The sequence below is a fragment of the Rhizobium azibense genome (assembly GCF_004342325.1).
GTDB lineage: Bacteria > Pseudomonadota > Alphaproteobacteria > Rhizobiales > Rhizobiaceae > Rhizobium > Rhizobium etli_B.
The window spans coordinates 306,693-321,683 of the sequence record NZ_SMBJ01000007.1; the positions used below are offsets into that span (position 1 = coordinate 306,693).

A 14,991-nucleotide genomic window follows, 5' to 3' on the forward strand; every position below is an offset into this window, starting at 1 on the left:
CGCAAACAAGGCCCTTGCAACCCGCGATCGGGTTAAATCGCCGTAAGGTGAAGGACTTCGTCAGTCGCAGTTTTCATAGTTCGCGCAAAACGGGTGCTGCCTTCTGGCCGAGAATGCGCCAGGTGCCGATGAGCCCGATGCCGACTGTCAGCACCAGGGCGGTGACCAGCGTGAGGCCGGCGACATCCGGCAGGAAGGTCGAAGGCATCCGCATGATGCGGCTGACGATGAACCAGGCCGCAGCGCCGCCGGCGATCAATGCAAAGACCGCTGTTGCAACCCCCAGGATCAGATATTCGTAGCTGAAGGCGCGGATGAGCATCGCCCGCGTCGCGCCAAGCGTCTTCAGGACGACGGCGTCGTGCGTTCGGGCCCGGTTACCGGCAGCAAGCGCGCCGGCGAGCACCAGAACAGAGGAGACGAGCGCTACGGAGGCGGCGGCGCGGATTGCAGTTGCAAGCTGCGCAACCAGCGTGTTTACGATATCGATCGCGTCCTTGACGCGCACGCTGGTGATCGTCGGGTAGGTATTGGTCACCGATTTCAGGATCGACGCTTCGATGGCCGGCGTCGCCGAAGGATCGGTCAGCGTTGCCAGCCATGCATGCGGAGCTCCGCGGAAGGTATTCGGCGAAAAGACCATGACGAAATTGATCGATAGCGATTCCCACTCGACCTTCCGCAAGTTTGCGATCCTGGCCGTCAGGTTACGGCCGAGCACGTTTACGGTGACGGTATCGCCGATTTTGAGGCCGAGTTCCCTGGCTTCTTCGGAGGAGAAGGAAACAAGCGGTTCGCCGCTGTAGTCCTGCGGCCACCAGCTTCCCTCTGTCAGCGAGGCGTTTTCCGGTATCGTCTCGGAATAGGTGATGCCGCGGTCGCCCCGCAGCACCCACTGGCCGCCTGGCGGAACCTGGATCTTGGTCACGTCCGTGCCGTTCAGCGCCAGAATGCGGCCCCGCAGCATCGGAACTTCGACGAGCTTGCCTGCCGGCGCCTGCCGGCTGATCAGGTTGCGGAAGTTTTCGACCTCAGCGCTTTGGATGTCGACGAAGAAGAAATTCGGTGCGCCGTTTGCCATGCGGCCGGTCAATTGCCGGCGCAGGTTGCCGTCGATGAGCGTCAGGGTGACCAGCAGCGCGAGGCCAAGGCCGAGCGAGAGGACGACGGACGGCGTCAGTGCGCCAGGGCGATGGATGTTGCCGATTGCAAGCCTGAGCGCCGGTGAACTGACCCGCGGGCTGCGCTTGGCGAGCCAGGCGATCAGTGCTGCGACGGCGCGCAAGATGACGAAGGCAAAAACAATCGCGCCGACGAAGATGACGGCGATGTATCGGTCATAGGCGGTGAGGATCGCAAGACCGGCAAGCGCCGCCATGAAGAGCGCGGCAAGCAAAATATAGGGCAACGAGGGCAGGCGGCGTGCCTCAAAGCCCTGTTCGCGGAAGAGCGCGGTTGCAGGCACTTCCCGGGCATGGCCGAGCGGCATGATGGCAAAGGCGAGAGTGGTCAGGATGCCGAAGAGCGCGGCCAGCAGCAGCGCGTTCGGATAAAGCGTCGGTTCGGTGGAAACCGGCAGGAACTGTGCCAAAAATTGTGCGGCAAGCATCGGCGACAAGGCGCCGATGACGAGGCCCAACAGGATGCCGGCAGATGCGATGATCGCAATCTGGAAGAGATAGACAAGGACGACGACGGCAGCAGGAGCCCCCAGGCACTTGAACGTCGCGATCGTCGTGCGCTTCGCATCCAGAAAGGCCCGGACGGCGTTGGCGACGCCGACACCGCCGACGATGAGTGCGGTAAGGCCGACGAGCGTAAGGAACTGCGAGAAGCGGGTAATATTTTCGGTCAGAGACGGAGCCGCGCGGTCGCTGGTTCGGATCGACCAGCCCGCCGATGGGAACTCCCTGGTGGCGCGGTCGCGCACGTTTGCGCGCTCTGAGGGCGCATCGAGCTTGATTTTGTAGACATGCTCGACAAGGCTGCCGGTCTGGATGAGCCCGGACGCAACCAGGGCCTGGCGGCTGACCAAAAGCCGTGGCGCAAATCCGAAACCTTCTGAAAGCGCGTCCGGCTCGGTCTTCACCGTGCCGGTGATGCTGAGGGTGGCATTGCCAAGCAGTATCTCGTCGCCGACTGCAAGACCGAGCCGTTCCAGCAAGAGAGGTGCTGCAACAGCGCCGTAGGTTCCGTTCTGATCGGAAAGCAGAGCGGCGAGCGGGTGCTCCGGTTCGGCGGTGAATTTGCCGTAAAGCGGATAGGTATCGTCCACCGACTTGACCTCAACGAGTGCCTGATCGGACCCGTCCGGCTTTCGTGCCATGGAACGAAGACCGGTTGAGATGGAAACTTGTCCAAGGCTCCGCAGGAAATCCATCTCCGGCTCGGTTGCTTCACGATTGTTCAGCTCGAAGCGGACGTCGCCGGCAAGCAGTTCCTGGCCCTGGGAAGCGATCGAAGCGGTGATCGATTGCGAGATGGAGTTGACAGCGGCGATCGCGCCGGTACCGAGCGCGATACAGGCAAGGAAGATGTAAAAGCCCCTGAAACCGCCACGCAGTTCGCGAAGGGCAAGGCGGAAGGCAAGCGCGGTGCGCGGGGCGACGAGCTTCATGCGATGGCCGCTTCGGAATGGCGCTTTGCGCTGTCGCCTTCGATCCTGCCCGAACGGACCTTGATCTGCCGCGAGCAGCGATCGGCAAGAAAGACGTCATGCGTGACGAGCAGCAGCGTCATGCCGCGTTCGGCCTGCTTGGAAAAGAGCAGATCGGCGATCTGGCGGCCGGTATCGGTGTCGAGATTACCGGTCGGTTCGTCGGCGATGAGAAGGGCGGGCGAAGGTGCAAGGGCGCGCGCGATGGCGACACGCTGCTGCTCGCCCCCCGAAAGCTGGCCCGGGTAGTGGCTCAGCCGCTCGCCGAGCCCGACCGATTTCAACTCGCGACGTGCAATGTCGAAGGGGTTCGCCACATTCGCAAGTTCAAGCGGGACTGCGACGTTTTCAAGTGCCGTCATGTTGGCGATCAGGTGGAACGACTGAAAGACGATGCCGATATTGCGGCCACGGAAATCGGCGACCTGATCCTCGCTGAGGGCGTGCAACGGCGTGTCGTTTATGTTGATCTCGCCGCTATCGAGCCTCTCAAGGCCGGCAAGGACCATCAGCAGCGTGGACTTTCCCGAGCCCGATGGACCGACGATGCCGACCGACTCGCCGGCGGCGACCGAAAGGTCGATGCCCTTCAAGACATGAACGGAGGCTGCCGCGTTGCCCAGCGTCAAATCTGCCTGCTTGAGCTCGATGATGGTTTTTGCCAACAGAAAATCGCCCTATATGAATTGCAAAGACTTTGCCAATCTAGGGAAAGCAGCATGAGATTTAAAGTTGCCGCGCTTCACATCGCTGTCATTGCCGCATCGCTGATTTTCGCAACGGGTGCCAATGCTGCGACGATCAACCTTGTCGGCTTCGGCGACAGCCTGATGGCAGGCTACCAATTGCCGCCCGGCGACGGCTTTCCGGAGAAGCTGCAAGCGGTCTTGCAAGCCAAAGGCGTCGATGTCTCGATCGCCAATGCCGGCGTTTCCGGGGACACGACGAGCGGCGGGCTGGCGCGAATCGATTGGTCGGTCCCCGACGGCACCGACGGCGTCATCCTGGAGCTTGGCGCCAACGATGCGTTGCGCGGCATTGACCCGGAAAAGAGCGAAAAGAACTTGGACACGATGATTGCCCGGCTAAAGGATCGCGGCATCGCCGTGCTGCTCGTGGGCATCATGGCGCCGCCGAACATGGGTGGGGACTATGCCGCGCGTTTCAATCCCATCTACCAAAAACTCGCGGAAAAACATCAGGTTCCGCTTTATCCTTTTTTCCTCGACGGTGTCGTGATGGACACCAGTCTGAAGCTGGAGGATGGAATGCATCCGAACGCGAAGGGGATTGATGTAATGGTTCAGAAGATGGAACCGGCTGTCACGGAATTCATCGGGACGATTTCTACTGTGAAGAAATAGGGGCTTGCGCGGGTCTCGAATGCGTGATTCCGTGTGAGCACCTGCAAAAGATTCGGGGAGTGCTCGTCATGCCGAGACTGTTTACCGCCCTCGAAATTCCGCGCAATGCGGCGATGAGCCTTTCATTGCTGCGCGGTGGTCTTCCCGGTGCAAGATGGATCGATGTGGAGAATTACCACATCACGCTGCGCTTCATCGGCGATGTCGATGGACGCACTGCTGACGAGATCGTTGAGCGTCTGGACCGGATCGATCGGCCCGAATTCCAGATACGCCTTGACGGCATCGGCTCTTTCGGCTCCAAGAAACCGCATTCCGTGTGGGCCGGCGTTTCGCCCTCGCCGGAAATGTATGCGCTGCAGGCCGAAATCGAGCGCATCTGCCAGCGGATCGGCCTGCCGCCGGATCCCCGAAAATTTACCCCGCATGTGACGCTGGCGCGGATGAAGTCCGCGCGCGTCGATGACGTCGTCCACTACCTTTCCAGTCGAGGCAATTTCCAGACTTCATCCTTCACCGTTCCACGCTTCGTGCTGCTTTCTTCGCGCGAATCGGTCGGCGGCGGGCCCTATCTGACGGAAGAAGTCTTCCCGCTGAGCGAGGCTTGGTCGGCGCCAAGTTTGTCCACCAATGCGATGCAGCCGGTCAAGAGCCTCGTGTAGGGGGCGAAGCCTTCCAGGCCCCGGAACGGGGGTCTGGCAATATCTTCGCCGGTTGAAGCGCGCCATTGCCGAATAGCATTCTATCGCGGCGCCCGACGCCATCGCGCCAAGCTCGGCGCGCTCCATTGCGAGGAAAAGATCGAATTCTTCGAAATCCTCAAGCCGCACACGGCGGGTGCATTGTCCTGAAATGCAATGCCGTGGGCTTGCGCGACTGCGATCGAGCGTCTGTCGGGCTGTTTACCTGCCGGATCAATCTTGAACCGATAGGCAAGCCCGCTGTTTCTTGTAAAAATGGGCGAAAACGCCTTCGGCGAGCGCAGAGCGGCAATTTGCCCATGCAAACAAAGAGAAGGTTGACACGTTTTACGATGAGAACCGATCCAAGGGGATGGAGCACGATGACATGAAACAGGAGAAACTGGCACGGAGCGCGATCGACAGTCAGATTGCCGGATTGGCGGGCTGGTCTTTGGACGAGGGTTTGGGATCGATCTCGAAAACGTTCAAATTCGCAAGCTTCGTCGAAGCCTTCGGCTTCATGACCAAGGCGGCGCTTGTGGCAGAAAAGCTCAACCACCATCCCGAATGGTTCAATGTCTATTCCAGGGTGGAGGTGAAGCTGAACACGCATGATGCGGGCGGATTGACCGAGCTCGACTTCAAGCTTGCCAAGGCGATGGACAAGGCTGCCGGCCAGATTGATTGAATCTGTCGAAGCCATCACCATATCTGCGCATGCACCAAAGGGAAAACGGGAATGGACGAGGTCAAGTTCGGTGAAATCCTGCTGCCCGGGGACGAAGATACCCAGAGCCGGCGGGAAAAGGCTGTGCGAAAAAGGTTCTGGCCGACCTTCAAGCGGGCGGTGCGGCAGATTCCGTTTTCACGGGACCTTGTCGCAGGCTTCTATTGCGCGCTCGATCCCGAAACGCCGACGCGTGTACGCGGCATCCTGCTTGCGGCACTCGCCTATTTCATCCTGCCGTTCGACATGGTTCCGGACATCTTTATGCTGATCGGCTTTTCGGACGATATTGCCGTTCTCTCTGCGGCTTTCGCGATGGTCAACAGCCATATGAAAGCGAAGCACTACGAGGCGGCGGATCGCGCGCTGGCCGACCAGCCGGAAGGCATGAAAACGATCTAGGCCGTTTCGGCTTCCAGCACCTGTGCTCGGGCAATTCTTCGACGGATTTCCAAGGTCTTAATGACCCTTCGATGGAATATTGGAAGGTCAAACTCTTGCCTGAATCTTTATGTCTTAAATCTTCTCGAAGGGATGGCATCCACGCATCAGGGCAGAATGTCGTCGCGGGGCGCAATCGCGTTATACGTTAACACTCAGGCCGGAATGACACACTTGTAGACAATTCGCAGGCTCCGTTGACGCTTTGGTAACCTGAATTAAGTCAAAATAAAGCAGATCGTGACGAAGACGCCGCTCGCTCCGACAGGGCGCTGAATCGCAAGAACCGGCAGGAAATCCATGTTTGTAAAAAGTATCGTATCCGCTCTCGCACTCGTTCTCATCACTGCCGTAACTGCAGGAGCGCAGCAGACCGCTGCTGCGCCCACGCGCATCCAGCAATTCCAGGCCTGGGGCGCCTATTCCTACAAGCAGGGCAACGGCAATGTTTGCTATGTGCTGTCCGTGCCGACCGAAAAGAAGCCGGCGGGAATCGACCACGGCGACAACTTCTTCATCGTCTCGCAGCGTCCTGGCCAGAACATCTCCTACGAGCCGCAGGCCATGATGGGCTACACTGTCAAGGACGGTTCGAAGATCGAAGTCGTCATCGACAACAAGACCTTCGTCATGTTCACCAAGGATAAGGCCGGCTGGGTCGAGAACGCGGCGCAGGAGCCCGCGCTTGTGGCAGCCATGAAGGGCGGCAAGTCGATGACGGTCAACGCGACGTCGCGCCGAGGCACCGCCACGTCCTACAGCTACTCGCTCTCCGGTATCTCCGCTTCGCTGAAGCAGATCGAAACCTGCAAGTAAGCCACCCTCCTCGTCTTGAAGTACCAGGGCCGGCCTTGCGCCGGCCTTTGCCGTTTGTGCGGCCGGGCATGGCGCGTGGTGCCTTTCGACGCTGTCTCGGCCGCTGTGGTGGCGGACGAGGTGACTTGGAGGCGCAAGCCCCCTGCGGGCCCCGGGTACCCCTGGCCGAACAGCAGGGCGTCGTCGCGAGAATAAGCGCATATGAGGCATCCCGCATCCGGGAGAACGAGCAAACGCGCAAGAAGCCCAATATCATTTGAGGTTACGGACGTAGATGCGACAGGTACATGCGAAGGCCCTCCTCCTACCGATCGATCCATAGTGACGCGCGGCGAAAATGATGATAAAGCCGCGCGCAACTGCGGAAAGATCGCGGCATATGCTGCTGCTCCGTCATTCAATTTTCTGGCAACTGCCGATGCCGCCCGCCAAGTCTTCCGGCTTACCGGGATGAGCGCAGTTTGATTTCGGGATAAGAGACCATGTCCGTCATGGATGCCGTGACCATCACCAAGCCTGCCGGGCAGCCGCGCACCGAGCTTTCGCCGAAGCCCTCGCTGATAGGCTTGAGCCGCGAGGAAATGGGCAATGCTCTTCGCGACAGGGGCGTTGCCGACAAGCAGGTGAAAATGCGCGTCAGCCAGCTCTGGAACTGGATTTATGTGCGCGGCATCTCCGATTTCGATCAGATGGTGAATATCGCCAAGGACATGCGAGAGATGCTGAAGCAGCATTTCACCATTGCACGCCCGGAGATTGTCGAAGAGCAGGTTTCCAATGACGGCACGCGCAAGTGGCTTCTGCGCTTTCCGCCGCGCGGAGCCGGCCGTCCCGTCGAAGTCGAAACCGTCTATATCCCGGAAGAAGGTCGTGGCACGCTCTGCATATCCAGCCAGGTCGGCTGTTCGCTCACCTGTTCCTTCTGTCACACCGGCACGCAGCGGCTGGTGCGCAACCTGACGGCGGAAGAAATCCTCTCGCAGCTCCTGCTTGCCCGCGACCGGCTTGGCGATTTCCCGGACCGCGATATTCCGGTGGGCGCCATGGTGCCGTCGGAAGGCCGTAAGGTGAGCAATATCGTCATGATGGGAATGGGCGAGCCGCTCTACAATTTCGATGCAGTCAAGCAGGCACTGCTGATCGCCACCGATGGCGACGGGCTTTCGCTGTCCAGGCGCCGCGTCACGCTTTCCACATCCGGCGTCGTGCCCGAGATCTTCCGCACTGGAGAAGAGATCGGCGTCATGCTGGCAATCTCGCTGCATGCCGTGCGCGACGATCTGCGCGACATTCTCGTACCGATCAACAAGAAGTATCCGCTGAAGGAGCTGATCGAGGCTTGCCGGGCCTATCCAGGACTTTCGAATGCGCGCCGCATCACCTTCGAATATGTGATGCTCAAGGATGTCAACGACAGTCTGGAAGATGCCAAGGGGCTGATCCAGCTCCTGAAAGGCGTGCCGGCCAAGATCAACCTGATCCCGTTCAACCCCTGGCCGGGCACGAACTACCAGTGTTCTGACTGGGAGCAGATCGAGAAGTTTGCCGATTTCATCAATTCGGCAGGTTACGCCTCGCCAATCCGCACACCGCGCGGCCGCGACATTCTTGCCGCTTGCGGCCAGCTGAAATCGGAATCCGAGCGCATGCGCAAGACCGAACGCCTGGCATTCGAGGCAATGATGATCGCCAATCACGGCGTGGACGACTGATCAGCAAGTTTGATCCTTGCAGCAGTTCTTTGCGATTGATCCAGGCGCAGGGTTTTCCTAGAAGCCTCACATTACCGATGGAGGATTCTCATGCGTTCGATCTCGCTCGCCGTCGCTGCGGTTCTTGCCCTTGCTTTGCCTGCCAAGGCTGACGACGTCACGGTCGCGGTGACGGCCATTGTCGAGCACCCGGCGCTCGATGCGGTGCGCAAGGGCGTAAAGGATAGGCTTGCCGCGGCAGGCTACAAGGAGGGCGAGAATCTCACCTTCCTCTTCGAATCGGCACAGGGAAATCCTGCCACCGCAGCGCAGATCGCCCGGCAGTTCGCAGGCGAGGATCCGAACGTCATCGTGCCGATCTCCACGCCGTCGGCACAGGCCGTGGTTTCGGCGACCCGTGACATTCCGGTGGTCTTCACTGCCGTTTCCGATCCGCTCGGCGCCCAGCTCGTCAAGGATATGGACAAGCCCGGCGGCAACGTCACCGGCCTTTCCGACATGTCGCCGGTTGCCGAACATGTTGCGCTGGTCAAGGAGATCCTGCCTGCCGCCAGGACGATCGGTTACCTTTACAATTCCGGGGAAGCCAATTCCGTTTCGTTGCTTGCAGTCCTGAAGGCTGAGGCGGAGAAGGCCGGTATGAGCGTCGTTGAATCCGCAGCGACCAAGTCTGCGGAAGTCCAGGGTGCTGCGCGTGCGCTGGTCGGCCGTGCCGACGCGATCTACGTCCCGACCGACAACACGATCATCTCGGCGTTGGAGGGTGCCGTAGCCGTTGCAGAAGAAAGCAAGCTGCCGCTCTTTACGGCGGATACGGATTCCGTCTCGCGCGGATCGATCGCAGCGCTCGGTTTCAACTACTACGACGTTGGCAGGCAGACCGGCGATGTCGTGGTTCGTATCCTGAAGGGTGAAAATCCGGGTGATATTCCGGTCAAGGTTGCAGCCGGCAGCGATCTCGTCGTCAACAGCGCCGCGGCCCAGAAGATGGGCGTCAAGCTACCGGAAAACGTTCTCGAACGCGCCAATCGCGTCATCGAATAACCACCAGCTTTCGCCATTATCGATATTGCGCTCAGCCGCTCCTGTTTCTAAACGGGAGCGGCTGATGATATTCACGCCCTTACGATACGGGCACGAAGAAAAGAGGGCCGACCGCCTTGAGTGAGATCGCATTTTGGGGTGCCGTGGAGCTTGGGCTTGTCTATGCATTCGTTGCTCTTGGCGTCTATCTCGCCTTCCGCGTCCTCGATTTCCCCGATTTGACGGTGGATGGCTCCTTTCCCCTCGGCGCGGCGGTGGCCGCGGTTCTGATCATTGCCGGCTTCAATCCCTGGCTGGCAGCGCTTGTTGCGATGATCGCCGGTGCTGCAGCAGGCGTCGTGACGGCGCTCCTCAATGTGCGGTTCCGGATTCTCAACCTGCTTGCCTCGATCCTCACCATGATTGCGCTCTTCTCGGTCAATCTCCGCGTCATGGGCAAACCCAATGTCGCATTGATCAATGCCGATACGATGATCAGTCCGTTCTTCGGCCTTGGCCTTCGCGACTTCTACGTCCGGCCGCTCTTTGTCGGTGCTCTTGTCGTCATCGCCTTGATTGCGGTCTGGCGCTTCCTCGAAAGCGATGCCGGGCTTGCGATGCGGGCAACGGGTGCAAATGCGCGGATGGCGCGGGCGCAGGGCGTCGATACGAGCAGGCAGATATACCTTGGCATGGCGATGTCGAATGCTCTTGTCGCGCTCGGCGGCGCGCTATTTGCGCAGACGAACGGTTTTGCCGACGTGACGTCCGGTGTCGGTACCATCGTGGTCGGCCTTGCCGCCGTGATCATTGGTGAGACGCTCTTGGGCCGCCGCGGGTTGTTGATTGCGCTCATCGGCTGTGTCTTCGGCTCGATCGTCTACCGCATAGCCATTCAATTGGCTCTTTCCACCGACATGATCGGTCTTAAAGCCTCGGACCTCAATTTCGTGACGGCGGTTCTCGTGACCATCGCACTCGTTCTTCCCCGTCTTCGCCGCGGAGGAGCCCCATCATGATCAGCATCAAGGATATCAATGTCGTTTTCGGGAAGGGCACGCCACTGGAGAAGCGGGCGCTGAACGGCGTCAGCCTGACCCTGGAGCAGGGCTCCTTCGTGACCGTCATCGGCTCCAACGGTGCGGGCAAATCGACTCTGCTCGGCGTCCTCGCCGGCGACGTTCTGGCCAGCCAGGGGAACGTGCTGATCGGCGATACCGACGTGACGCGCAAAAAGACGGCGGCGCGGGCGGGGCTCGTCGCACGCGTCTTTCAAGATCCGCTGACCGGCAGCTGCGGCTCCCTCTCGATTGAGGAGAATCTGGCTCTTGCCGCCCGGCGCGGAAAGCGGCGCGGATTGGTGGCGGCTCTCGGCCCGAAGCACCGCGATCATTTCCGCGACCGGATCAGGGAGTTGAACCTCGGTCTCGAAAATCGCATGGCTGATCGCATGGACCTGCTTTCGGGCGGTCAGCGGCAGGCGGTTTGCCTGGTGATGGCGACGCTGGCAGGCTCGCAGGTCTTGCTGCTCGACGAACATACGGCCGCACTTGATCCAGGTATGGCGGAATTTGTCATGCGCCTTACGGACAAGATCGTCTCGGAGCGCAGGCTGACCACGCTGATGGTAACCCATTCCATGCGCCAGGCGCTGGACTACGGACACCGCACGGTCATGCTGCATGGCGGCGAAATCGTGCTGGACGTCAGTGGCGACAGTCGCAAGGATCTGCAGGTCGAAGACCTGATCGCGATGTTCCGCAAGATGCGCGGCCAGACGCTGGACGACGATGCACTGCTGATCGGCTGAAGCGATCAGCGCGCCTGCGTCAGAAATATCTTAACAGCGAAAATCGAGAAGACCCCCGCGAAAGTGTAGTCCATTCCGCGCAGGATCTTCCTGTTCTTCTGCAGCCAGCCCGCAAGCCAGTCGGAAGCGAGAACCACAAGGGCATTCACCGGCATGCCGATCAGGATGAAGAAAAAGCCGAGGAAGAGCAGCTTGTGCGTAACCGCCGGATCGCCGGCACTTACGAATTGCGGCAGGAAGGTCATGAAGAAGATGATGACTTTGGGGTTCAGAAGATTGACCCAGAAGCCGACGGAAATATTCGAAAACGGCGTGCCCTTGGCTTCGTTGACCTGCTCGACTGAAAGCTTCGAACCGAAACGGATCGCTTGAAGAGCCAGCCAAAGCAGATAGGCAGCACCTCCCGTCTTGAGGATCAGGAAGGCCGTCGGTGAGGCGGTGATCAGCGCCGAGATGCCGAAAGCAACCAGCATCGTATGAACCACGATGCCGAGGCTGGTGCCCAAGACGACGTAGAGTGCCGGCTTCTTGCCCTGAGACAGAGCGCGGCTGATCGAGAGCGTCATGTCCGGTCCGGGCGTTGCCGCAAGAAGCAGGCTGGCTGCGGAAAAGGCAAGAAGGGTCGGAATGCTCGGCAGGAAATCCATGGCACTCTCTGAGAGCTGATAAGGGTCAGTATTTTCTTATCCAGGTTTGAGAAAATTACCAATCAAACCTGATGATCCGCCTATCGCTTTTCTTCAAGAAAGGCCTTGAACCTGTCGGCATAATCCTTGTGCCAGCGCGAAAGCGGCGGGCGGTTTTCGATGATGTCGCCGATCGCCCAGGCCATGCGGCGCTCGTCAACCTGGCGGGCGACGTCGTTGTCCGGGCAGAGGATATAGAAATCGCCGCGCTTGAGGCTTTCGATCATGAAATCGACGGTCTGTTCCGGTGTCCAGGCAGCCGCGGGTTTTTCGGTGCGGTCACCCTTCGTGAGGCCGGTAAAGACAAAGCCCGGGATCAGAAGATGGGCAGACATCTTCGAGCCTTCTCGATTGCGCAGTTCGTGCTCGAGGGCTTCGGTGAAGACCTTCACTCCCGCTTTCGACACATTGTAGGCGGGATTGCCCGGAGGAGTCGTGATTCCCTGCTTGGAGCCGGTGTTGATAATGAGGCCGGGCTCGCCATGTGCCAGCATGTTCGGTCCGAAGACCCGCGTTCCATTGATGACGCCGAGCAGATTGACGCCGAGGATGCTGTCCCAGTCTGCCTGAGCGCTGAAGATCGAGGTTTCGGGGCCGATGCCGGCGTTGTTCATCAGCACATGGACGCGGCCGAAGCGCTGAACGACGGACTTTTCGAGGGTCTCCAGCGAAGACCTGTCGGAAACGTCTGTCTCGACCGCCATCACACGCTGCGTTCCGGCCACGGCTTCGAGTTCGCCACGAGCCGCTGCCAGCCGGTCGCCGCCAAGATCGGCGATGACGACGCTCATACCCGCCTTGGCGAAGCGCTTTGCCGCCGCAAGGCCGATGCCGGATGCGCCGCCGGTGATCACCGCAACATTGGGCTTGTCGAGAATTTGCTGAATATTCGTCACGGGACCGGCCTCCTCATTCATTTATTCGCACGCAGCCTGATATGGGTGCGCGGTTGGCGCTGTCAAACATCAAGCGTGCTCTGCCGGTAAGTCCTTGCCCTTGCGTCACGCGTCAATCTCGCTAAAAGTGCCCGCGACACCGGGCTTTGCCGCCCCTTTGCAACGGACCTCATCATCATGGCATCTAAGAAAGACGTGAAAAAAGTCGTGCTCGCCTATTCCGGCGGTCTCGATACCTCAATCATCCTGAAATGGCTGCAGACCGAGCTCGGCGCCGAAGTCGTGACTTTCACGGCCGATCTGGGACAGGGCGAAGAGCTCGAACCGGCGCGCAAGAAGGCCGAGATGCTCGGCATCAAGGAAATCTACGTCGAGGACGTGCGCGAAGAGTTCGTAAAGGACTTCGTCTTCCCGATGTTCCGCGCCAATGCTGTCTACGAGGGCGTCTATCTGCTCGGCACGTCGATTGCCCGTCCGCTGATTTCCAAGCACCTGATCGATATCGCCCGCAAGACGGGAGCCGACGCGATCGCCCATGGCGCGACCGGCAAGGGCAACGACCAGGTCCGCTTCGAGCTTTCCGCCTACGCGCTGAACCCGGATATCAAGATCATCGCGCCGTGGCGCGACTGGGCGTTCAAGAGCCGCACCGAGCTCTTGGCATTTGCTGAACAGCACCAGATCCCGGTCGCCAAGGACAAGAAGGGCGAAGCGCCGTTCTCCGTCGACGCCAACCTGCTGCACTCGTCCTCCGAAGGCAAGGTTCTGGAGGATCCGGCGCAGGAAGCCCCGGAATACGTGCATATGCGCACGATCTCTCCGGAAACCGCGCCCGACAAGGCAACCGTCATCAAGGTCGGTTTCGACAAGGGCGACGCGGTTTCGATCAATGGCGTTCGCATGAGCCCGGCGACACTGCTCGCCACGCTCAACAGCTACGGCCGTGACAACGGCATCGGCCGTCTTGACCTCGTCGAAAACCGTTTCGTCGGCATGAAGTCGCGCGGCGTCTATGAGACGCCCGGCGGCACGATCCTGCTTTCGGCGCATCGCGCGATCGAATCGATCACGCTCGACCGCGGTGCAGCACATCTCAAGGATGAGATGATGCCGCGTTACGCAGAGCTGATCTACTACGGCTTCTGGTTCTCGCCGGAGCGGGAAATGCTGCAGGCGCTGATCGACAAGAGCCAGGAGCATGTCGAAGGCGAAGTGACGCTGAAGCTCTACAAGGGCAATGTCATGGTCATCGGTCGCGAGAGCCCGAAGTCGCTTTATTCCGACAAGCTGGTCACCTTCGAGGACGACCAGGGTGCCTATGACCAGAAGGATGCGGCCGGCTTCATCAAGCTGAACGCACTGCGCCTGCGCACACTCGCCAAACGCAACCTCAAGAGTTGAGCGTGTCAAAACGCTTCAGAAGAGGCCGCTCGGCAAGGCCGAGCAAGGCCTCTTCATGATGGGGTCGTTGCGGCGCTTGACGGGCCGCCGGGTTAGCATAGTCTGCGGCTTTGATCCTTCGGAGCCTTGCCCATGACGCAACCCCTGCTCGTCGGCGCCTTTCTGGCGGCTCTCTTTTATGTGCTCATTCCTGGCCCGGCGTTCCTTCAGCTCCTCGGCATCGGCGCCGGACAGGGGCGAAAGGCTGGCGCCTTCTTCATGATGGGCCATCTTGTCGGTGATATCCTCTGGTCGGCACTGGCGCTGATTGCAATCGTCGGTGCAAGAACGATTGGCACCTTCGTCTTCGATCTGCTCGGAATGCTCTGCGGTTTCTATCTCGCCTGGATCGGCTGGAGCGCGGTAACGGTGAAGCCGAAAGGCGACGGGCGGGCTCTGGTGACGGTCGAGCACCCCTTTCGCCGCGGGCTGATTTTCGGCCTGACCAATCCGAAAGGCTACCCGGTGGCGCTTGCGACCTTCACGGCATTGGTTGCCGGGTCGGCCGGTGCGCTCGACTTCGAGGCCTTGCCGCTGCTCCTCAGCGTATCCTTCCTGGGCTTCGTGACCGCCGATCTCATTCTCGTCGCCATTATAGGCGCAGGCGCCGTGCGGCGCTTCTACCGCGCCCATGAGCGGCTGATCGTCCGCTGCTCCGGCGTGCTCTTCATGGGATTTGCAGCCCAGGCACTCTGGCACGCAACGCCCGGCCTGCTTGGATGGCGCAAGGCCTGACG

The 14,991-nt window shown here is 60.1% G+C and carries 15 protein-coding genes; 11 read left to right on the plus strand and 4 right to left on the minus strand.

The genetic code is table 11. The features are described 5' to 3' along the window. Positions 1-73: 73 nt before the first annotated feature. Positions 74-2,617 carry an ABC transporter permease gene (locus EV130_RS19510; protein WP_132661106.1) on the minus strand — a complete coding sequence of 848 codons (2,544 nt, stop codon included), beginning with the start codon at positions 2,615-2,617 and terminating at the stop codon, positions 74-76. Then, positions 2,614-3,321 carry an ABC transporter ATP-binding protein gene (locus EV130_RS19515; RefSeq protein WP_074062808.1) on the minus strand — a complete coding sequence of 236 codons (708 nt, stop codon included), beginning with the start codon at positions 3,319-3,321 and terminating at the stop codon, positions 2,614-2,616. The genes EV130_RS19510 and EV130_RS19515 overlap by 4 nt, the downstream gene beginning before the upstream one ends. A gap of 54 nt (positions 3,322-3,375) precedes the next feature. On the opposite strand from EV130_RS19515, the gene EV130_RS19520 reads away from it, so the two are divergent. From EV130_RS19520 to EV130_RS19565, 9 genes are all read left to right on the plus strand, one after another. After that, complete coding sequence (locus tag EV130_RS19520) at positions 3,376-4,020, plus strand: arylesterase (RefSeq protein ID WP_074062807.1); 645 nt, start codon at positions 3,376-3,378, stop codon at positions 4,018-4,020. Positions 4,021-4,088: 68 nt separating this feature from the next. Further along, positions 4,089-4,682: an RNA 2',3'-cyclic phosphodiesterase gene (thpR, locus tag EV130_RS19525; protein ID WP_074062806.1), complete on the plus strand. Its 594-nt coding sequence runs from the start codon at positions 4,089-4,091 to the stop codon at positions 4,680-4,682. Between the two features lie 406 nt (positions 4,683-5,088). Then, on the plus strand, positions 5,089-5,391 hold the full coding sequence (locus tag EV130_RS19535) for a 4a-hydroxytetrahydrobiopterin dehydratase (protein WP_074063368.1): 303 nt from the start codon (positions 5,089-5,091) through the stop codon (positions 5,389-5,391). Positions 5,392-5,442: 51 nt separating this feature from the next. Further along, positions 5,443-5,832, plus strand: coding sequence for a YkvA family protein (locus EV130_RS19540; protein WP_074062805.1), 390 nt, complete (start codon positions 5,443-5,445; stop codon positions 5,830-5,832). A gap of 339 nt (positions 5,833-6,171) precedes the next feature. Continuing rightward, positions 6,172-6,687, plus strand: coding sequence for an invasion associated locus B family protein (locus EV130_RS19545; RefSeq protein ID WP_074062804.1), 516 nt, complete (start codon positions 6,172-6,174; stop codon positions 6,685-6,687). Positions 6,688-7,169: 482 nt separating this feature from the next. Further along, entirely contained in the window at positions 7,170-8,399 is a 1,230-nt protein-coding gene (rlmN, locus tag EV130_RS19550; protein ID WP_074062803.1) for a dual-specificity RNA methyltransferase RlmN, read from the plus strand. 90 nt (positions 8,400-8,489) lie between these two features. Further along, a complete protein-coding gene (locus EV130_RS19555; protein ID WP_132661109.1) occupies positions 8,490-9,443 on the plus strand; it encodes an ABC transporter substrate-binding protein in 954 nt (317 codons plus the stop codon). A 116-nt stretch (positions 9,444-9,559) separates the two neighbouring features. Continuing rightward, on the plus strand, positions 9,560-10,441 hold the full coding sequence (locus EV130_RS19560) for an ABC transporter permease (protein WP_074062802.1): 882 nt from the start codon (positions 9,560-9,562) through the stop codon (positions 10,439-10,441). Then, positions 10,438-11,232, plus strand: a complete 795-nt coding sequence (locus EV130_RS19565) for an ABC transporter ATP-binding protein (protein ID WP_074062801.1) — start codon at positions 10,438-10,440, stop codon at positions 11,230-11,232. Before EV130_RS19560 ends, EV130_RS19565 begins: the two co-directional genes overlap by 4 nt. Before the next feature lie 5 nt (positions 11,233-11,237). Here EV130_RS19565 and EV130_RS19570 read toward each other — a convergent pair whose 3' ends face one another. Both EV130_RS19570 and EV130_RS19575 read right to left on the minus strand, forming a co-directional pair. Then, positions 11,238-11,879 carry a LysE family translocator gene (locus tag EV130_RS19570; protein ID WP_074062800.1) on the minus strand — a complete coding sequence of 214 codons (642 nt, stop codon included), beginning with the start codon at positions 11,877-11,879 and terminating at the stop codon, positions 11,238-11,240. Between the two features lie 80 nt (positions 11,880-11,959). After that, positions 11,960-12,814, minus strand: coding sequence for an SDR family NAD(P)-dependent oxidoreductase (locus EV130_RS19575; protein ID WP_074063367.1), 855 nt, complete (start codon positions 12,812-12,814; stop codon positions 11,960-11,962). Positions 12,815-12,991: 177 nt separating this feature from the next. Here EV130_RS19575 and EV130_RS19580 point away from each other — a divergent pair, with 177 nt between their 5' ends. Beyond that, positions 12,992-14,215, plus strand: a complete 1,224-nt coding sequence (locus tag EV130_RS19580) for an argininosuccinate synthase (RefSeq protein WP_074062799.1) — start codon at positions 12,992-12,994, stop codon at positions 14,213-14,215. A 132-nt stretch (positions 14,216-14,347) separates the two neighbouring features. Beyond that, positions 14,348-14,989 carry a LysE family translocator gene (locus tag EV130_RS19585; RefSeq protein ID WP_074062798.1) on the plus strand — a complete coding sequence of 214 codons (642 nt, stop codon included), beginning with the start codon at positions 14,348-14,350 and terminating at the stop codon, positions 14,987-14,989. Positions 14,990-14,991: the final 2 nt, after the last annotated feature.